An 18,393-nucleotide genomic window follows, 5' to 3' on the forward strand; every position below is an offset into this window, starting at 1 on the left:
ACGGCCGTCGCCGCCCGGGCCGTCCTCGAACCCCCGAGGGCGTACGCTCGCCCGCCCGGCAGGTGACACCGGCGCGCCGGGAACGCTGGCGCGCCCGGAAGACCCCGGTACGCCGGCCCGGCCGACCGAAGCGCGACCGGCCGCACCCGGAACCGAGGCGGAACCGACGGACGCAGAACCGGAGGCCGACCCTGCTGAGGCCGACCCGGCTGCGCGGCCGTAGCCGGCGCCATTGTCGGGCCACTCGTCGCGGCGGGCCGAGGGGGACGGCTGTCCACCCCGGCGAGCGGGATCGTCGTCGTACTGATAGCCGTAGCCATCACTGTTGACTTGCGCTCGGCCGCGTCCGGCGCTGCCGGAGCCGGCGGGCCGGCTGCCGCCGGCGTCGCCGGGCCAACCGGCGTTGGGGTCGCCGTACGAACTCATCTGTCACACCGTTCCGGTCACGGCGGGGGCTCCGCCTGGTCGGATTCGCCTTGCCGCCCGGGGAGGGCGGCGCGGCGGCGGGGGCTTCAGCCGTCGGCTCACGCCGTGGCTGCCCGGCCGGGGGAGGCCGGGATCGCTCCCGTTGTCACGTCTTCGGGTGCGGGCGCACCCGCTGTTCCCAGCAGGAACTGTTCCACAAGGTGGTTCCACGAACACCCGCGGCACACCTCTACCACGTAGACCTGAAATTCCCGTAGGGAAGTTGCCAACGTCGCCAGTTCGGCCCGGGAGCGGGCCTGCCCGGCCGACTGCTTCAGCTCGTCGCCGTAGATGTAGTGGACGAGCGTCAGGAACTCACGTCGGCAGATGGGACACAGTTCCTCGGTCGCCTCTCCGTGGTACCGGGCCGCCGTCTTCAGATAGGGCGAGGCGTCGCAGACCTCGTAGGTCCCGACATGGCCGGCGTAGACCTCACGTAACAGCGCACGGCGCTGTAACGCATAGTCAACTACCTGCCGCTGCGTTCGCATGCTTCAGAAGGGTAACGGCTCCGCTGGGCGCCCGCGACATCCGTCACGCTCAGTGATCAGGCGAAGGCCCTTGCGATCTTTCCGCCACAGTGAGCGAACCCACCAGGTTTCCCAGGATTGCCTCGGGGTATCTTCGCGTTCTAACCTACGGATGTATCGCGCCGATACATCGGCGCGCCGACGGCAGTGGGGAAGGAGGGCCCGTGCTCGACCTCGCCATCCTCGGCATCCTTCACGAGGCCCCCATGCACGGCTATGAGCTGCGGAAACAACTTGCCCTCAAGATCGGCCCCATGCGGGCTGCGATCAGCTACGGCTCGCTCTACCCGACCCTCCGGCGGCTCCAGTCCAGCGGCTGGATCACCGAGGCCGGCGAGAGTTCGGCCGACGACGAGGCCGTTCCACCGCTCACCAGCCGGCGCGGCCGGGTCGTGTACAAGATCACAGCCGAGGGCAAGGAACGCTTCCAGGAGCTGCTCGCCCAGACCGGCCCCGAGACCTACGACGACCCTGGGTTCGGCGTGCACTTCGCCTTCTTCGCGCGTACCGACGCCGACATCCGGCTGCGCATCCTCGAGGGCCGCCGCCGCAAGGTCGAAGAACGCCGCGAGGGCCTGCGCGACGTGCTCGCCCGTGCTGCCGAGCGCGTCGACGCGTACACGCTGGAATTGCAGCGGCACGGGCTGGACGCGGCCGAGCGCGAGGTCCGCTGGCTGGAGGAGCTGATCGCCAACGAGCGATCCGGCCGGCCGCCGTCGCAGCGCGCGACCGATCCCGAGACTTCCGCGGTCCAACCGGGCCACGAAGAAGAACCGCCTGGCCAGACGCCGAGGCGGATGTGAACAAGAAGGAGGCACCCAGATGGGTTCCGTCCGCGTAGCCATCGTCGGCGTCGGCAACTGCGCCTCGTCCCTGGTCCAGGGCGTCGAGTACTACCGCAACGCCGACCCCAGCGAGCGCGTACCCGGTCTTATGCATGTCGATTTCGGCGGTTACCACGTTCGTGACGTCGAGTTCGTGGCGGCGTTCGACGTCGACGCGAAGAAGGTCGGCCAGGATCTCGCCGCGGCCATCGTGGCCAGCGAGAACAACACGATCAAGCTGTGCGACGTCCCGCCGACCGGCGTGACCGTCCAGCGTGGTCCGACGTTCGACGGACTGGGTCAGTACTACAAGGAGATCGTGCAGGAGTCCGACGAGGCGCCGGTCGACGTGGCCGAGGCCCTGCGGGCGGCCGAGGTCGACGTCGTCGTCTCCTACCTCCCGGTGGGTTCCGAGGAGGCCGACAAGTTCTACGCGCAGGCCGCGATCGACGCCGGCTGTGCCTTCGTGAACGCGCTGCCGGTCTTCATCGCTTCCGACCCGGTGTGGGCGAAGAAGTTCGAAGACGCCGGTCTGCCGATCGTCGGTGACGACATCAAGTCGCAGGTGGGCGCGACCATCGTGCACCGCGCGCTGGCGAAGCTGTTCGAGGACCGCGGCGTCGAGCTGCTGCGGACCTACCAGCTGAACTTCGGCGGGAACATGGACTTCATGAACATGCTGGAGCGCACCCGCCTGGTCTCGAAGAAGATCTCGAAGACCCAGTCGGTCACGTCCCAGATCCCGCACGAGATCAACAAGGGTGATGTCCACATCGGACCGTCGGACCACGTGCCGTGGCTGTCGGACCGCAAGTGGGCCTACATCCGGCTCGAGGGCCGTGCCTTCGGTGACGTCCCGCTCAACGCCGAGCTCAAGCTCGAGGTCTGGGACTCGCCGAACTCGGCCGGCGTCATCATCGACGCGGTACGCGCGGCGAAGATCGCCCTCGACCGCAAGATCGGCGGCCCGATCCTGTCGGCATCGAGCTACTTCATGAAGTCGCCGCCGGTCCAGTACAACGACCACGACGCGCACGAGGCTGTGGAGGCCTTCATCCGCGGCGAAGTCGAGCGCTGAACCACCCCGGCGAACAGATCGACGGGTTAGCATCCTCCCCGGCAAGGTCCATTCAGGATTTTCTGGGGAGGATGCTTTGCGTAGAAGGACGATTTTCAAAGCCGCCGCAGTCGCTGCGGCGGCCGCTCCAGCGGCGGCGCTGCTCGGCGAGTCGGCCGCCCAGGCCTACGCCAGCTACGACGTGGCCGTGTGCGAGCAGTACCACAACCAGGTCCAGATCTACCCGTCGAGCTCGGCGTGGAGCACCACCACGCTGAAATGGAGCTTCAGCCCGGGCACCGCGAACGGCTGGTCGAACCTGTCCGACGTCAAGTTCCGCAACACCGCCGCCTTCGGCGAGGTCGCCCTCGTCACCGCGTCCGGCGGCAAGGTGGGCATCGTCGACAAGACCACCGAGGCCGCTCAGGAGCTCAACGACGTCCTGTGGTCGGCGACGCCGGGCAACAACCCGCACGCGATCGAGCGCATCCCGAACATCGGCGCGATCGTCGTCGCCTCCTCCGGGGGATACCTCTATCTCTACGGACCCACCGCCATCAGCGATCCGAGCACGCTCGCGCTGGTCCAGACCATCTCGTTCCCCGGCGCGCACGGCGTCTGGTGGGACGACATCACCGGCAAGCTGTGGGCCATCGGCCAGGACTACGCCCGCGTCTACACGGTGTCCGGCACCTACCGGAGCACGCGATTGGCGCTGTCGCGATCGATCTCGATCGGCGCGCATCTCGGCCACAGCCTCGACGCGAGCTACTCCGACAGCAACCTGCTGCTCGCGACGGACGGCAGCAAGGTCATGACCATCGACAAGACGTCGTACGCCGTGACGCAGGCGTATGGCGACAACTCCGTGAAGTCGTACTCCCAGCACAGTTCGGGGGAGCGGTTCTGGGTGCAGGCGACCGGGGCCACGTACCACGGGGACACCCGCGACTGGGTGAGCCCCAGCGTGCAGTTCTTCGACGCCGCCGGAGCCAAGTCGTTCACCCGCTCGCTGTCCTACGGAGCCGAGTTCTACAAGGCACGGCTGTACAACGTCGCCTTCCACTGAGAGTCATCGATCGGCTACGGAAATGGGAACCCGCCAAGAAGGCCTTTACCGGATCGGCGGGTTCCTGTCACAGTGGGGTCATGCCTAAGGCACCCGTGCTGGACAAGGTCGCGGTGGATCTCGCCCGCGGTCACACCCAGCCCGCCATCCAGAGGCTGAGCAGTCTGGTCAGTGCGTACCCCCATGACCTCGATCTGCGCCACCGCCTCGCCGCCGTGCACCGGATGACCGGCAACGCCGTCGAGGCCGGTCGCTGGGATTACCTGAACCCGACCGCCGAACCGGCGGAGACCGGTGCGTTCGAGCGGGCCTTCCCGTCGGCGCCCCGTCGCCTGGCCGCGCTTCGCTGGCAGGGATCAGCCGATCTGGCCCCGACCGAGCACGCCCGGCAACGCCTCCTCGACCTGACCGAGGCCGCGCGCCAGGACACGCCGCCAGTCGAGGTGGAGCCCCGCTGGTGGCGAATCACAACCGTGCTGCTCACCGGCACTGCCGCAGTCGTCGTAGCAGCCTTGGTCGTCTTGGGCGCTGTGACCGTGCTTCAGGCATTCTGAGAGCTGTGTTGCGGTTTTGTTACATTCGCGCCTAGCATCCACTGTCGTCAACCCAGATCATGTGTGAGTGGCAAAATCCGATGTCCTCGCCCGGGTCAAGCGGGACCTTGCCGCTGGTCATACCTACCTCGCCACGCAGCGGTTACGGACGCTCGTCGCGTCGCACCCGGACGATCTGGAGATCTACCGGCTGCTCTCCTCGGTCTACCGGCAGACCGGCAACCTCGCCGAGGCCGGCCGCTGGGGATTTCTGACCGACGAGGTACGCCCCGAGGAACTGGCCGCGTTCGCCCGGGTCCACGCCGATCCCTGGTCCCGCGTACGCCTCCTCCGCTGGCCGGGTGACCCGGCGTCGTTGCCCGCAGCGGTTCAGGAGCGGCTGACCGAGTTGCTCGCCGAGACCGAGCGCTCGGGCCCGCCGGAGATCTGGGTGGGTTCCTACCGGGCCCCGGTGAAGAGCCGGGGTTCGCTGGTGCCGTGCCTGTTCACCGCGATCGCGCTGGGCATCGTCGTGGCCCTCGCCGGAGTCGGCGCGATCCGGGCGATCGCCTGGCTCGTCGAGTGACCAAGCAGGCGGGTGAACAGCTCGCGCTGGATGTCCCGATTCCCCGATCCGTCACATACGCTAGGTCGCGTGCCGCCGCCGACCAGCTCGCCCGCCGTCACCGCTGACCTGGAGCGCAAGGTCGACGGCCACTACCTCCGGGCCATCCTCGGCGGACGAGACTTCCGGCGGTTGCTCACGGTCCGGCTGTTCAGCCAGCTCTCCGACGGGTGGTTCCAGGCCGGGCTGGCCGGCTCGCTGCTGTTCAACCCGGCGAAGCAGTCGAGCGCGCTGGCGGTGGCCTCGGGATTCGCCGTTCTGCTGCTCCCGTACTCGATGCTCGGCCCGTTCATCGGAGTGTTCCTCGATCGCTGGGACCGCCGGATCGCGTTGGCGCTGGCGAACCTGATCCGTGCCGTCCTCGTCATTCCGGCGGTCGCGCTCATCTGGATCGGCGACCAGGGTCCACGGTTCGCGCTAGCCGCCCTTCTGGTGATCGCGATCAACCGGTTCTTCCTCGCCGGGCTGTCCGCGTCGCTACCCAAGGTGGTCGAGGACTCGAGGCTGGTCACGGCGAACGCGCTGTCGTCGACGGCCGGCACGATCTGCTACTCGATAGGCCTCTTCTCCTCGGCCGCGCTCGTCGCCGCCTCGCTGGTGCACACCACTCAGCACGGGTACGCCGGGATCACAGCGATCGCAGCGATCGGCTACCTCGCGTCCGGCCTGCTCACCTACACGTCGTTCCGGCCCGGCCGGCTCGGCCCGGAAGACGACGAACGGCCGACGATCGGCGTGTGGACCGCCGTCGTCGACGTGGCCCGCGGCATGGTACGCGGCCTGCGTCACCTCGCCGAGCGGCCGCCCGCGGCCCGGGCGATGGTGCTGACCGGCGGGCACCGGTTCCTCTACGGCTATCTGACCCTCGCCGTACTGCTGCTCTACAGCCGCTACTTCGGCCACGGAACCGCGAACCACACCGAACAATCGTTGTGGTCGCTGGGCCAGGTGGTGATCGCGGGCGCGGCGGGCGCCGGCATCGCCGCGCTGATCACCCCGGCCGCCAGCCGACGATTCGGGCCGCAGCGCTGGATCACGTTGCTCCTCGCCGGGATCGCCGTCGCCATCGTCGCCCTCGGGCTGCCATTCATCGCGCCTTTGCTGCTGATCGCGGCGGCGCTCATGAACGTCGCGTCGCAGAGCATGAAGATCATCGTCGACGCCACGCTCCAGCACGAGTGCGAGGACGACTATCGCGGCCGCATCTTCAGCCTGAACGACACGGTCTTCAACGGGGTCATGGTGCTCGGCCTGTTCCTGGCCGCGCTGACCCTCCCGCCCGACGGCCGCTCGGCGGTCGCTCTAATCGGCATCGCCATCGGGTACGCCCTCCTCGCAGCCTGGTTCGCCGGGGCACTGCGGCGGCGGCGCGCCGAACCGGCCCCGACCGAGGAGACGACCTAGAGGTTCTCTTCAGCCCACGCGCGCAGTTCGTGCTCGGCCTCTTCCCGGCTGAGCGGCCCCTGCTCTAGGCGTACCTCTTTGAGATGCTTCCAGGCCTTGCCCACCAACGGACCCGGCGGCAGACCGAGCAGCTCCATGATGGCGTTGCCGTCGAGATCGGGCCGGACCTTGGCGAGGTCCTCCTCCGCGGCGAGCCGGGCGATGCGGTCCTCGAGCGCGTCGTAGTCGGCGGCGAGTTGCGCGGCCTTGCGCCGATTCCGGGTCGTGCAGTCCGACCGGGTGAGTTTGTGCAGGCGGAGGAGCAGGTCGTCGGCGTCGTGGACGTAGCGCCGCACGGCGGAGTCGGTCCACTCGCCCCGACCGTAACCGTAGAAGCGCAGGTGGAGCGAGATCAGGCCGACCACCGGGCTGATCACGTCCTTGGGGTACTTGAGCAGCTTGAGGCGGTGCTTGGCCATGCGCGCGCCGACCAGCTCGTGGTGATGGAAGCTGACGCGGCCGTCCGCGCCGACCGCCTTGGTCGCGGGCTTGCCGATGTCGTGCAGCAGTGCGGACAGACGCAGGACCAGGTCGGGCCCGGTGTCGGCGGTGTCCAGATCCACCGCGTTCTGCACCACCGTCAGGGTGTGCTCGTAGACGTCCTTGTGCTGCGCGTGCTCGTCGATCTCCATCTTGAGGTCGATGAGCTCCGGCAGGAAGATCTCGGCCAGCCCGGTCTCGACCAGCAGTCGCAGTCCGGTGACGGGGTCCTCGCCCAGCAGCAGCTTGCTGAACTCCTCCCGTACGCGTTCCGCCGTGATCCGAGTGAGCTGCCCCGACATGTCGGACATGGCGCGGATGACCGGCTCGTCGACCACGAAGCGCAGCTGGGACGCGAACCGGGCGGCGCGCAGCATCCGCAGCGGGTCGTCGCCGAAACTCTGCTCCGGCGCGGCCGGCGTACGGATCATCCGCTCCCGCAGGTCCCGAAGTCCGCCGTAGAGGTCGGTGAAGCGGTGATCGTGCAGGCTGACTGCCATCGCGTTGATGCTGAAATCGCGGCGGCTGAGGTCGTCCTCGAGCGAGGTGCCGTACTGGACCGCCGGATTCCGGCTCACCCCGTCGTAGGACTCCGCCCGATAAGTGGTGATCTCCAGCCGCAGCCCGTCGCGGAACGCCCCGATAGTGCCGAACTCCCGCCCGGTCTCCCAGGTGGCCTCGGCCCAGCCCTTGACGAGGCGCAATGTCTCGTCCGGATGCGCGTCCGTGCAGAAATCGAGGTCGTCGCCGAGCCGGCCGAGCAGCGCGTCGCGTACCGAGCCGCCGACGAGGTGGATGTCGTGTCCGGCCCGGGCGAACCGGCGGCCAAGTTCGTCGGCGACGGGAAAGCGCGCCAGCAGCGCATGCACGGCGTCACGCTGGGCGGTCGTCAGGGCGTTCGTGTTCGACATCGGTCAGCCAGCCTACCGGGCACGGGCCGCCAGGTCTGAGGCGCGGGCCATGATCATCGCCGTACGCCGGATAACGCGCTTATCCGCGCCCGCGAAGGGACGTTATCCCGGGATAACGCCGAGCACCCGCCCGTGTGCCCCGCGCGCGAGCGCCGCGCGCCGGCGTCTGCCCGAGCGAGCAAGTGCAAGTGCAAGTGCAAGCGCCGAGCGCCCGCTCCGCGAGGGCACAACGCGCGCACCCCGGGCACAGCGCGCAACGCAAAGGGCGCCGAGGCCCGTTAGGGTGGCGCGGTGAGCAGAGATCCCGAGCACGACTGGTTCCCGTGGGACGAGACGGGGACCATTCCCCGGTTCGACCCGGATTCGACCGTGTTGCTGCCCCGGATCAGCGATCCGTCACCGGCGGGGGAGACCGAGTCGGCCGCCGAACGCACGATGATCGTGCCGCCACCCCAGTCAGGTCCCAAGAACGCCCCGGAAAAGGAAGAGACCACCGCCGCCGGCCACTCCGCCGTGATGGCGATCGGTTCGCTGGTCAGCCGGGGTACGGGCTTCCTGCGTACGGCGATGATCGCAGCGACGCTGGGCGGTGCCGCGCTCGGGCTCGGCGACGCGTACACGGCGGCGCAGTTCTTCCCGGGCATGGTGTACGAGTTCCTCATCGGCGGTGTGCTGTCGAGCGTCGTCGTCCCCGTTCTCGTCCGGGCACGCGATCGCGATCCCGACGGGGGAGAGGCGTACGCCCAGCGTCTGCTCACGCTGGCCACCCTTGTGCTCGGCGGCGCAGCGGTCATCGCGACATTGTGCGCGCCGATCCTGACGCTCATCTTCACGTCCGCCGACACGGGGCAGGACTATCGCGAGCTCGTCACCGCACTGTCCTACTTCACACTCCCGGCGATCTTCTTCTTCGGCGTCTCGGCGATTCTGGCGGCGTACTTGAACACGCGCGGCAGCTTCGGCCCGCCGATGTGGACGCCGATCCTGAACAACGTCGTCGTGATCACGACATGCGCGCTGTTCATCGCGTTCTTCGGCGCAGTCGCCCGGACGGCCGGCGACGTCAGCCCCGGCATGGTGGTCCTGCTGGGCGGCGGCACCCTGCTCGGCATCATCGTCCAGACCGCGGGCCTGCTCCCGGCGCTGCGCCGGGCGGGATTCCGGTGGCGGGCACGCTTCGACTTCCGGGCGCTGGGTCTGCGGCACCTGGCCCACCTCGGCGGCTGGATGTTCTGCTATGTCGCGGTCAGCCAGGTCGGCGTCCTGGTGCTGCTCCGCCTGCTCAGCGGTAACAGCCTGCTCATCTACAACAACGTGTTCCTGTTGATGATGATGGCGCACGGCATCGTCGCAGTCTCGATCGTCACGGCGCTCATGCCACGCATGTCGGCGGCGTCGGCGGCCGGTCGGCTCGGTGACGTCGTCGACGACTTGGCCAAGGGCGTCCGCACCACGTCCGCCGTGCTCGCGCCGATCGCAGTGGTCTTCATCTTCCTGGCCGGTCCCACGATGACCGCCCTGTTCGTCCGCGGCGCGTTCACCGCGGCCAATGCGCAGGACGGCGCGTCCGTGCTGGTCATGGCTGGAATCTCGCTGATTCCGTTCTCCTTGAGCCAGCTCTTCACGTTCGCGTTCTACGCGCTGCCCGACACGAGGATGCCCGCGATCCTCAACATCCCGGTCGTGTTGCTGCGGATCATCGCGCAGGTCGCGCTGTTCGGCTCGCTCGCGGCCGGCGGTGTGATGCTAGGCAACGGCATCTCGTACGTCCTGGCGATCGGCCTCAGCGCGTGGCAGCTGCGTAACCGCCTCGGATCGCTCGGGCTCGGCGGCACGGCGATGGTTCTCGCCCGGGTCGCCGCGGCCATGGTCGCCGCCGGGCTCGTCGGCTACGGCTCCACGCTCGGCCTGCGGGCCGTCGGGATCGACAACGCCTGGGTCCAGCTCATTCTCGGCGGCACGCTGATCGTCGTCACCTATCTCGCTGCCGCGAAGGCGCTGCGGGTCCGGGAGATCGACGAGGTCTTCGACCTCCTTCAGCGAGTACGCCGAAAGCTGATCCGCCGCTAGCGACAAAGAGCACTGCTCACTTCTTGGCTCGTCGAGCCGTCCCGAAGATGGAGCGGACGATCGCCGCGCCCGCCGCAGCGGCGGCGCCCTTGATCAGGTTCTGCGTCGTCCGGGACTTCAGCACTTGCTCGACCATGCCCGGCTCCGGCTTGGCGGCCTTCGTCGGCTTCGGGGTCGCAGCCTGTGGACCGTCCTGTGGATAACTACCTTGCTCAGGCGTGTTCACCTGTGGATTCAGCCGGGACAGCAGCATCTCGTACGCCGATTCCCGATCCACCGGCTGGGCATACTTGGCGTAGAGCGGCGAGTTCTTCGTGCTCTCCGCCAGCAGCTCGGCCGGCGCCTCGGCCATGAGCGACTGCGGCGCGCGGAGCCGGGTCCACGCGACCGGAGTCGGAGCGCCCTTCTCGCCGAGGACGGTGATGATCGCCTCGCCGGTGCCGAGCTGGGTGAGCACCTCTTCCAGGTCGTACGCCGACTTCGGGAAGGTGGAGGCGGTCGCCTTGAGCGCCTTCGCGTCGTCCGGCGTGTACGCCCGCAGCGCGTGCTGGACCCGGTTGCCGAGCTGAGCCAGCACGTCAGGGTGGACGTCCTTCGGGGTCTGGGTGACGAAGAAGACCCCGACGCCCTTGGACCGGATCAACCGGACGGTCTGGGTGATCGACTCGAGGAACGCCTTCGAGGCGTCCTTGAACAGCAGATGTGCCTCGTCGAAGAAGAAGCAGAGCTTGGGCTTGTCGGGGTCGCCGACCTCGGGCAGGTCCTGGAACAGGTCGGCGAGCAGCCACATCAGGAACGAGGAGAACAACGCGGGTTGCTGCACGACGCCGGGCAATTCCAGGACCGAGACCACGCCCTTGCCGTCCGGCGTCGTCCGGAGCAGATCGGCCGAGGTGAACTCGGGCTCGCCGAAGAAGTCCTCCGCGCCGGCGTCGGAGAAGGCGATCAGCTCGCGGAGCAGCACACCCGCGGTCTGCTTGGCCAGGCCGCCCAGGCTCTTGAGCTCTTCGGCGCCCTCGTCCGAGCCGAGGAACTGGATCACCGAGCGGAGGTCTTTCAGGTCCAGCAGCGGCAAGCCCTTCTTGTCCGCGTAGTGGAAGACGAGGTTGAGCGAGGACGACTGGACGTCGGTCAGCCCGAGCACCTTGCTGAGCAGGATCGGGCCGAAGCTGGTGACCGTCGCCCGAATGGGTGTACCGGTACCACGCCCGCCGAGTGTGAAGAACTCGACCGGGTACGCCGTAGGCGTCCAGTCCTGGCCCATCTCCTTCATGCGAGCAGTGATCTTGTCGTTGGCCTCGCCGGCGACCGCCATGCCGCTGACGTCGCCCTTGATGTCGGCCAGAAACACCGGTACGCCTGCTGCACTGAGCTGCTCGGCCATGACCTGCAGCGTCTTCGTCTTGCCGGTGCCCGTCGCCCCGGCGACCAGCCCGTGCCGGTTCAACATCGCCAGCGGTACGCGGATCGGGGCGGACGCGTCGACCGCGGAGCCGTCCACCACGAGTGCGCCGAGGTCCAGCGCCGGGCCGTCGAACGCGTACCCGGTTTTGACGACCTCCACCTGCTCAGCGCTCACGCTGCCCCCTCTCATCCGGTTACATCCCAAGTTTTCCGGATCTAGGGGCTTTGCATGTCCAAATACGACATCTTCCGCATGACGTACCCGCGCGAGGACAGCGAGGTGTCGCGAGTTTGTTTCAGACCGGTAAGGTCGCACCCAGTGTGCGCTCAGAGCGCTTAGGCTACGAGATGAGCGAGACCGCCAGTCCGCAGATGGCCCAGCACCGAGGGAGGACGGGGTGACCCAGGTCGACGAAGGTCAGCCGGTGGCGGAGCGGGAACGCCGCCCAGCCGACCAGCCGCCTGCGGAAGCCGAGCTCAGTGCGGACGCGGATGCGGATTCCGACAGTCCGCCCGTAGTCGGGCGACCCGCCGAGATCGGTGAGGTCCTGGCCGAGCGCTACCGCCTCGAGGAGCACATCAACGACGACGCCGCGGGCCGGCAGGTCTGGCGCGGCGTGGACATCATGCTCCTGCGCCCCATCGCGGTCGTGCTGCGGTCGCCGGGCGGCGACGCCGCCCAGGAGATGCTGGCCGCTGCCGTGACGGCGAGCCGCGTGGTGCATCCGAACCTCATCGGGGTCTACGACGCCATCGACGAGGTCGATCGGGCGTACGTCGTCCGGGAGTGGATCGAGGGCTCCTCACTGCGACAGCTGGTCGAAGGCGACGGCGCCCTGGATTCGGATCGCGCGATCAGCATGTGCCATGCCGTGGCCGACGCGGTGTCGGCGCTGCACGCCAGCGGCATGGCCCACGGCAACGTCCACCCCGGCACGGTGCTCCTGGCCGACGACGGCCGGGTGGTGCTGACCGACGCCCGGGCGGGTGCGGCCACCAACGACGGCGACGTCCGCGCCATCGGCGGGCTGCTCTACTACGCGCTGACCGAGCAGTGGCCGCAGAAGGAGGCCGGGCCGACCGCGCTGCCCGACGCCGTCCGCGACGAATACGGCGTACTGGCTGCCCCGCGGCAGGTGCGGGCGGGGATTGCCACGCATGTCGACGACCTCGTCTACGACCTGCTCGACCCGAAGGTGACGTTGCCCAGCTCCGACGTGCTGGCTGCCGAACTCGGCCGGCTCGACGTCGGTCCCGAGGAGCGTGCGTACGGCACCCTGCGGTTCAGCGACTCGCTGCCGGAGCCGCCTCGTCAGGCCCCTCGCAAGCTCCTCTATGGCGTCGCGGCCGCGGTCGTCCTCGCCGTCGTCGGTCTGACGATCAGCGCCAAGGCCCTGACCAGCAAGGACGAGCCAAACGGTGGGGGACCGACCGCGAGCAACCGCCCGTCGTCCGCCGCCACCCCAGTGGTGGATCCGGTCGTCTTCACCCTTTCCGGTTCGCAGGTCGCCCTGTTCGACCCGTACGGCGGCAAGGATGAGACCGACGGCCTGGCGAACGCGGTCGACGGCAAGAACAGCACCGGCTGGAAGACCGACCACTACAACCAGAACTTCGGCCCGGGCGGGATCAAGCCCGGCATGGGGCTGGTCATCGACCTCGGCGAGGCCAAGGCCGTCGCGGACGTCACCGTGGTCCTGTCCGACAACGGCGCCTCGGTGAAGGTGCTCGGCGGCACCACCCCGCCCAACCAGGGCTCGCTGACCTCGTTCGCCCAGATCGGCGGTGCGCTCGAGGAGTTCAACGGGACCAACATGATCTTCAGCACCGAGGACGCCGCCCAGGTGCGGTACCTGGTGCTCTGGATCAGCGGCATCCCCAGGGACTCCGAGGACGGCGCCAACCGGTACCAGATCGGCATTCAGGAGATCACGGTCCGGGTGAAGTGATGCAGCTGCCGCTGTCGGACTCCGATCTGCTGGCCGCGCACGTCGCCGGAGATCGGGAGGCCTTCGCCGAACTCGTCCGGCGGCACCGCGACCGGCTGTGGGCGGTCGCTCTGCGTACGCTGCACGACCGGGAGGAAGCCGCCGACGCGCTGCAGGACGCCCTGCTCAAGGCGTACCGGTCGGCGGGTGGGTATCGTGGCGAAGCGGCGGTGACGACCTGGCTGCACCGCATCGTCGTGAACTCCTGCCTCGACCGGGTACGCCGTCGCCAAGCGCGGCCGACCGTCCCGTTGCCCGGTGAGTCGATGGAAGACGAGGGCCGCCGCCGGCCGGAGCCCGCCTCCCCGGCGATCGACCACGACATGCATCTCGTCGTACGCCAAGCGCTGGCCCAGCTCCCGGAGGAGCAGCGCGCCGCCCTGATCCTGGTCGACGTGCAGGGGTATCCCGTCGCGGAAGTCGCCACGATCTTGGGCGTCGCCGAAGGTACGGTGAAGAGTCGCTGCTCACGCGGGAGAGCCCGGCTCGCGACGATGCTGAGTGACCTACGCAACGGCGGGAACCCACCAGGTCACGACGACGTCTCAGGCATATCACGGGCAGGGCTAGATCAGGCGGGAGGTCGGTCGGCATGAGCCTCATCAACCAGTCCGACCTCGATCTGCTCGCCGATTACGTCGGCGGGGCGCTGGACGGTACGCCGGAGGCCGCCGAGGTCGGCGAGCGTATCCGCACCGACATCGCCTGGGCCGCGGCGCACGCCGAACTGGTCGCCGCCACCGACGACGTCCAGGGTCGGCTCCAGGACCTGGGTGCCGTGCCGGAAGCGATGCCGGAGGACGTGTGGGGCCGGCTGGAAGCCGCGCTGCTGGCCGAGCCCCCGATCGGCGCGCCCGATCCGGATGCCCCGGTCCGGCCGATCGACAACCGCCCGGCCGACAATCGTCCCGCCGGGCGCGCGAGCAGACGGCGTCGCATCTGGGCGCCAGTGCTGGTCGGCCTCGCCGTCCTGGCGGCGCTGGGGATCGGCATCTCGGCGTTGCGCCCGTTGACCGATTCGGGGAGCGACACCGCTGGCACCGGCCTGACCGCGTCAGCGCCCGACGCGGCCGGCTTGGCCGCGGCCCGGTTCGCCACCGGTCGCGATTACTCAGCCACGACGCTCGTGCTCGCCACCGACTTCGGCAACGCGAACACTCTCGCCAGCCGTCAGCCGACCACTAGCGGGGGAAACTCGGAGAAGGCGGCCAGCGCGCCCGCGCCCTTCTCCTCGTTCGCCTCACCGGTGCCCGACGCGTTGTCCCGCCTGCTCGACGAGCCGACCCTGAGCCGTTGCCTCTACCTGCTCAGGCAGACCGGCCTGCCGGGCGACGTGGTCGGCGTCGACTACGCCCGGTACGCCGGCTCGCCCGCGCTGATCGTCGTGACGCGTACCGTCGACGACGCCCGCTGGGTGGCGGTGGCCGGGCCGGACTGCGGCACCGGAGCCGACGCCGACCTCGTGCTGAGCAAGCGCGTCGGGTGACCTCGCGCACGCCTGCGCGGTCCGGGAATTCCGCATCCGTACGATGGCGTTTCTAGGGTCGGTGACGCGGTCCGTCCCCATGGCAGATGCCCGAGGAGCAACTGTGAGCGACGTCAGGAACTTGATCATCATCGGATCCGGTCCCGCCGGATACACGGCGGCGATCTATGCCGCGCGGGCGAACCTGAACCCGCTCGTGATCGAGGGTTTCGAGTCCGGCGGCGCGCTCATGACCACCACCGAGGTCGAGAACTTCCCCGGCTTCCCGGACGCGGTCATGGGTCCCGAGCTGATGGACCAGATGCGTAAGCAGGCCGAGCGTTTCGGCGCCGAGTTCCTCACCGACAACGCCACCCGGGTCGACCTGAGCGGCGAGGTCAAGAAGGTGTGGGTCGGCGAGACCGAGTACGCCGGTCGCGCGGTCATCCTGTCCACCGGCTCCGCCTGGCGGCCGCTCGGCGTACCGGGGGAGCAGGAGTTCCTCGGCCACGGTGTCTCGTCCTGCGCGACCTGCGACGGCTTCTTCTTCCGCGGCCACCACATCGTGGTCGTGGGCGGCGGCGACTCCGCGATGGAGGAGGCGACCTTCCTGACCAAGTTCGCCGAGACCGTGACGATCGTCCACCGTCGCGACGAGTTCCGCGCCAGCAAGATCATGGCGGAGCGGGCGCTGGCGAATCCGAAGATCAAGGTCGCCTGGAACTCCGCGATCGACGAGATCTTCGGCTCCGACGGCAAGGTCACCGGCATCACGCTGCACGACACCGTCACCGGTGAGCAGCGCAAGCTCGACGTGACCGGCGTCTTCGTGGCGATCGGCCACGACCCGCGCAGCGAGCTGTTCCGGGGCCAGGTGGACTTGGACGACGACGGCTACGTCGTGACCCAGGGCCGCTCGACCTACACGAACCTGCCCGGCGTCTTCGCCGCCGGCGACCTGGTAGACCACACCTACCGCCAGGCCATCACCGCGGCCGGCTCCGGCTGCGCCGCCGCGCTCGACGCCGAGCGCTGGCTGGCCCACCACCACTGATCAGCAGCAACCGCAAAGGAGACCCCCATGGGTGCCAAGGTCGTCACCGACGACACTTTCGTCAGCGACGTGCTCCAGTCGGACACGCCGGTTCTGGTGGACTTCTGGGCCGAATGGTGCCAGCCGTGCCGCAAGGTGTCGCCGGTGCTGGAGGAGATCGCCAACGAGATGGGCGACCGGGTACGCATCGTGAAGGTCAACATCGACGAGAACCCGGAGACCACCCGGGCGTACCGGGTCATGTCGGTGCCGACGCTGACCGTCTTCAAGGGCGGCCAGCCGGTGCAGTCGGTGGCCGGTGCGAAGCCCAAGGGCGAGTTGGTCCGGCTCATCGAGTCGGCCCTGTAATCCCCGCATCGCAGTCGTTCTTCGGCCCCGTCGGCGCTCGCCGGTGGGGCCGAAGCCGTTTCGTGTGACGATTTCGGCGATGCGCACGGTACGCTCCCGTGGGCCTTCTCCTCGCACATCCGGCCAAGCCGGACACCGTACCCCTGGTTAGGTCGGTGGCGAGGCGGGGGATGGTCCGGGGAAGGGTTTCGGCAGGAGGTGGTCTGTGCGTCCGATCCGGCGGGGCGACCGGGGAGCGGCGGTGCTCGAGATCCGCGGCATCCTCGTGGGCCTGAACCTGACCGACGACAAAGGTGACGACGCGTCCTTCTTCACCGAGGAGATGGAACGCGGGGTCCGGGCCTTCCAGCAGAGCCGAGGGCTGTCCGTCGACGGCGAGGTCGGCGACGAGACGTGGCGGGCGTTGCTCGCCGCGCAGTGGCATCTGGGCGCGCGCACGCTCTACCACGCCGTGCCCGACGCGCTGACCGGCGACGACGTACGCCAACTGCAGGAACGTCTGCTGGAGATGGGCTACGACGTCGGCCGGGCCGACGGGGTCTACGGTCCGCGTACCGCCCGGGCGGTGGCGCAGTTCCAGCGGGAGGTCGGCCTGACGCCGGACGGCGCTTGTGGCCCGCAGACGCTGCACGCGCTGCGCCGGCTCGGCCGGAAGGTGACCGGAGGCGCTCCGCTGCGTCTCCGGGAGGAGCAGGTCTTCCGGGCGTACGGGCCGGTGCTGGTCGGACGGCAGATCGTCATCGACCCCGGGCACGGCAGCGCCGAGGACCCCGGAGTAGTGGTTCCGGAGGGACCGCTGCGCTGGTCCGAGGCCGATCTCGCGTACGACCTCGCCGCCCGGCTGGAGGGCCGGCTGGCCGCCTGCGGCATGCGGGTCCACCTGACGCGCGGGCCCAACCCGCCTGCGGAGGTCTCCAGTCTCCAGCGCGCTCAGCTGGCCAACGACCTCGGCGCGGATCTGCTCATCTCGCTGCACCTCGACGGCCACGCGAACCCCGAGGCCGACGGAGTGGCCGCCTTCCACTACGGCACCGACAACGGCGTCACCTCGACGATGGGGGAGCGCCTGGCCGGGCTGGTCCTGCGCGAGATCGTGGCCCGGACCGGCCTGCGCAACTGCCAGGTGCACGCCAAGAGCTGGGACGTCCTCAAACTGACCCGGATGCCCGCCGTACGCGTGGACATCGGCTACCTGACCTCACCGTCGGACCGCGAGCGGCTGACGGATCCCCGGTTCCGGGACCGGGTCGTGGAGGCGATCGTGGCGGCGGTTCAGCGGATGTACTACCCCGTCGACGCGGACGTGCTCACGGGCTCGATCGACGTCAGTGCGCTGCGGGCCGAGCTAGCTCGATAGCGACCGGGTCGCCGGGCGTACGGGGCGGAGCAGTCCCTCCGGGCTCATCGAGCCCAGCAGCTTCTCCAGGGCGTACTCGACGTCGGACTTCCACGAGAGCGCTGTTCTCAGCTCCATGCGGAGCCGGGGGAAGCGCGGATGCGGCCGTACGGTCTTGAAGCCGACGGCGGTGAAGAAGTCGGCCGGGGTCACGCAGCCCACCTGGCCCGACTCGGCATCGAGCTCGCCGAACTTGGCGTCGCCGAACGCCTCGATCGCCTTGATCCCACGCTTGACCAGGTCACGCGCCATCGCCTGGACGAGCATGCGGCCCAGACCGCCTCCGGCGAAGGGCGCGACCACGTTGGCCGCCATGAACAGCACCGCGTCGGGGGAGACCGGTGAGGTCGGGAAGGCGTGGCTACGCGGGACGTTCGCCGGCGGGGCGTACATGACGAAACCAGCCGGCATGCCGTCGACATAGACGATCTTGCCGCAGGAGCCCCATTCCAGCAGTGTCTGGGAGACCCAGGCCTCCTTCTCCAGCCCCGGGTCGCCGTTGGCGCAGGCCCGCTCGGCCGAGACCGGGTCCAGCTCCCAATAGACGCAGCCCCGGCAGTTGCGGGGCAGGTCTTCCAGGGTGTCCAGGGTCAGATTGACCACGCGTCGCGACATGGCGTGCCCGCTCTGGGTAGTGATGCTGGAATATGCCGACCTCTCGAAAATACGCGCTGTAATGACCAAAGGCGAGCAGATCCGGGCGCGATCCGCCGTTCGCGTCCATCTACCGG

Annotated in this window: 17 protein-coding genes and 1 pseudogene; 13 read left to right on the forward strand and 5 right to left on the reverse strand. The window is 69.0% G+C overall.

The window, feature by feature from the left end; all coding sequences use genetic code 11:
• Both HOV77_RS01105 and HOV77_RS01110 read right to left on the reverse strand, forming a co-directional pair.
• Window positions 1-426 (reverse strand): annotated as a pseudogene (locus HOV77_RS01105) (penicillin-binding protein); the annotation flags it as partial.
• A gap of 98 nt (window positions 427-524) precedes the next feature.
• The gene (locus tag HOV77_RS01110) at window positions 525-956 is read right to left on the reverse strand and encodes a DUF5318 domain-containing protein (RefSeq protein ID WP_290856202.1); all 432 of its coding nucleotides are present in this window, start codon (window positions 954-956) and stop codon (window positions 525-527) included.
• Window positions 957-1,159: 203 nt separating this feature from the next.
• Here HOV77_RS01110 and HOV77_RS01115 point away from each other — a divergent pair, with 203 nt between their 5' ends.
• The 6 genes from HOV77_RS01115 (at window position 1,160) to HOV77_RS01140 (ending at window position 6,507) form a co-directional block, all read left to right on the forward strand.
• Window positions 1,160-1,798 (forward strand): PadR family transcriptional regulator, encoded by a 639-nt coding sequence (locus HOV77_RS01115; protein WP_363259423.1) that lies wholly within the window; start codon window positions 1,160-1,162, stop codon window positions 1,796-1,798.
• Window positions 1,799-1,817: 19 nt separating this feature from the next.
• Window positions 1,818-2,897, forward strand: a complete 1,080-nt coding sequence (locus tag HOV77_RS01120; protein WP_290856204.1) for an inositol-3-phosphate synthase — start codon at window positions 1,818-1,820, stop codon at window positions 2,895-2,897.
• 76 nt (window positions 2,898-2,973) lie between these two features.
• On the forward strand, window positions 2,974-3,945 hold the full coding sequence (locus tag HOV77_RS01125; protein ID WP_290856206.1) for a hypothetical protein: 972 nt from the start codon (window positions 2,974-2,976) through the stop codon (window positions 3,943-3,945).
• An 80-nt stretch (window positions 3,946-4,025) separates the two neighbouring features.
• The gene (locus HOV77_RS01130) at window positions 4,026-4,499 is read left to right on the forward strand and encodes a DUF6584 family protein (RefSeq protein WP_290856208.1); all 474 of its coding nucleotides are present in this window, start codon (window positions 4,026-4,028) and stop codon (window positions 4,497-4,499) included.
• Between the two features lie 67 nt (window positions 4,500-4,566).
• Window positions 4,567-5,064 carry a DUF6584 family protein gene (locus HOV77_RS01135; protein ID WP_290856211.1) on the forward strand — a complete coding sequence of 166 codons (498 nt, stop codon included), beginning with the start codon at window positions 4,567-4,569 and terminating at the stop codon, window positions 5,062-5,064.
• A 69-nt stretch (window positions 5,065-5,133) separates the two neighbouring features.
• Window positions 5,134-6,507 carry an MFS transporter gene (locus tag HOV77_RS01140; protein ID WP_290856213.1) on the forward strand — a complete coding sequence of 458 codons (1,374 nt, stop codon included), beginning with the start codon at window positions 5,134-5,136 and terminating at the stop codon, window positions 6,505-6,507.
• Here the strand turns inward: HOV77_RS01140 and HOV77_RS01145 are convergent.
• The gene (locus tag HOV77_RS01145; protein ID WP_290856215.1) at window positions 6,504-7,937 is read right to left on the reverse strand and encodes a CCA tRNA nucleotidyltransferase; all 1,434 of its coding nucleotides are present in this window, start codon (window positions 7,935-7,937) and stop codon (window positions 6,504-6,506) included. The two genes, HOV77_RS01140 and HOV77_RS01145, sit on opposite strands and share 4 nt — an antisense overlap.
• 291 nt (window positions 7,938-8,228) lie before the next feature.
• Here HOV77_RS01145 and murJ point away from each other — a divergent pair, with 291 nt between their 5' ends.
• On the forward strand, window positions 8,229-10,007 hold the full coding sequence (murJ, locus tag HOV77_RS01150) for a murein biosynthesis integral membrane protein MurJ (protein WP_290856220.1): 1,779 nt from the start codon (window positions 8,229-8,231) through the stop codon (window positions 10,005-10,007).
• Window positions 10,008-10,023: 16 nt separating this feature from the next.
• Here murJ and HOV77_RS01155 read toward each other — a convergent pair whose 3' ends face one another.
• On the reverse strand, window positions 10,024-11,586 hold the full coding sequence (locus HOV77_RS01155) for a helicase HerA-like domain-containing protein (protein ID WP_290856227.1): 1,563 nt from the start codon (window positions 11,584-11,586) through the stop codon (window positions 10,024-10,026).
• Window positions 11,587-11,809: 223 nt separating this feature from the next.
• On the opposite strand from HOV77_RS01155, the gene HOV77_RS01160 reads away from it, so the two are divergent.
• The 6 genes from HOV77_RS01160 to HOV77_RS01185 all read left to right on the forward strand — a co-directional run bounded on the left by HOV77_RS01160 (window position 11,810) and on the right by HOV77_RS01185 (window position 17,623).
• Window positions 11,810-13,360, forward strand: a complete 1,551-nt coding sequence (locus tag HOV77_RS01160; RefSeq protein WP_290856229.1) for a protein kinase family protein — start codon at window positions 11,810-11,812, stop codon at window positions 13,358-13,360.
• Entirely contained in the window at window positions 13,360-13,995 is a 636-nt protein-coding gene (gene sigM, locus HOV77_RS01165) for an RNA polymerase sigma factor SigM (protein ID WP_290856231.1), read from the forward strand. Before HOV77_RS01160 ends, sigM begins: the two co-directional genes overlap by 1 nt.
• A complete protein-coding gene (locus HOV77_RS01170) occupies window positions 13,992-14,885 on the forward strand; it encodes a hypothetical protein (protein WP_290856233.1) in 894 nt (297 codons plus the stop codon). The genes sigM and HOV77_RS01170 overlap by 4 nt, the downstream gene beginning before the upstream one ends.
• A gap of 103 nt (window positions 14,886-14,988) precedes the next feature.
• Window positions 14,989-15,918 (forward strand): thioredoxin-disulfide reductase, encoded by a 930-nt coding sequence (trxB, locus tag HOV77_RS01175; protein WP_290856235.1) that lies wholly within the window; start codon window positions 14,989-14,991, stop codon window positions 15,916-15,918.
• Between the two features lie 27 nt (window positions 15,919-15,945).
• The gene (gene trxA, locus HOV77_RS01180) at window positions 15,946-16,266 is read left to right on the forward strand and encodes a thioredoxin (RefSeq protein WP_290856238.1); all 321 of its coding nucleotides are present in this window, start codon (window positions 15,946-15,948) and stop codon (window positions 16,264-16,266) included.
• A gap of 205 nt (window positions 16,267-16,471) precedes the next feature.
• The gene (locus tag HOV77_RS01185; RefSeq protein WP_290856240.1) at window positions 16,472-17,623 is read left to right on the forward strand and encodes an N-acetylmuramoyl-L-alanine amidase; all 1,152 of its coding nucleotides are present in this window, start codon (window positions 16,472-16,474) and stop codon (window positions 17,621-17,623) included.
• Here HOV77_RS01185 and HOV77_RS01190 read toward each other — a convergent pair.
• Window positions 17,612-18,277: a GNAT family N-acetyltransferase gene (locus HOV77_RS01190; protein ID WP_290856243.1), complete on the reverse strand. Its 666-nt coding sequence runs from the start codon at window positions 18,275-18,277 to the stop codon at window positions 17,612-17,614. The genes HOV77_RS01185 and HOV77_RS01190 overlap by 12 nt on opposite strands.
• Window positions 18,278-18,393: the final 116 nt, after the last annotated feature.

It is taken from the genome of Hamadaea sp., assembly GCF_013362815.1.
Classification (GTDB): domain Bacteria; phylum Actinomycetota; class Actinomycetes; order Mycobacteriales; family Micromonosporaceae; genus Hamadaea.

What these genes read in the sequence shown, in the direction of transcription:
- sigM (WP_290856231.1), top strand. Translation starts at nt 13,360, where the DNA reads ATGCAGCTGCCGCTGTCGGACTCCGATCTGCTGGCCGCGCACGTCGCC.
- HOV77_RS01130 (WP_290856208.1), top strand. Translation starts at nt 4,026, where the DNA reads ATGCCTAAGGCACCCGTGCTGGACAAGGTCGCGGTGGATCTCGCCCGC.
- HOV77_RS01110 (WP_290856202.1), bottom strand. Translation starts at nt 956, where the DNA reads ATGCGAACGCAGCGGCAGGTAGTTGACTATGCGTTACAGCGCCGTGCG.
- HOV77_RS01120 (WP_290856204.1), top strand. Translation starts at nt 1,818, where the DNA reads ATGGGTTCCGTCCGCGTAGCCATCGTCGGCGTCGGCAACTGCGCCTCG.
- HOV77_RS01170 (WP_290856233.1), top strand. Translation starts at nt 13,992, where the DNA reads ATGAGCCTCATCAACCAGTCCGACCTCGATCTGCTCGCCGATTACGTC.
- trxA (WP_290856238.1), top strand. Translation starts at nt 15,946, where the DNA reads ATGGGTGCCAAGGTCGTCACCGACGACACTTTCGTCAGCGACGTGCTC.
- HOV77_RS01145 (WP_290856215.1), bottom strand. Translation starts at nt 7,937, where the DNA reads ATGTCGAACACGAACGCCCTGACGACCGCCCAGCGTGACGCCGTGCAT.
- HOV77_RS01190 (WP_290856243.1), bottom strand. Translation starts at nt 18,277, where the DNA reads ATGTCGCGACGCGTGGTCAATCTGACCCTGGACACCCTGGAAGACCTG.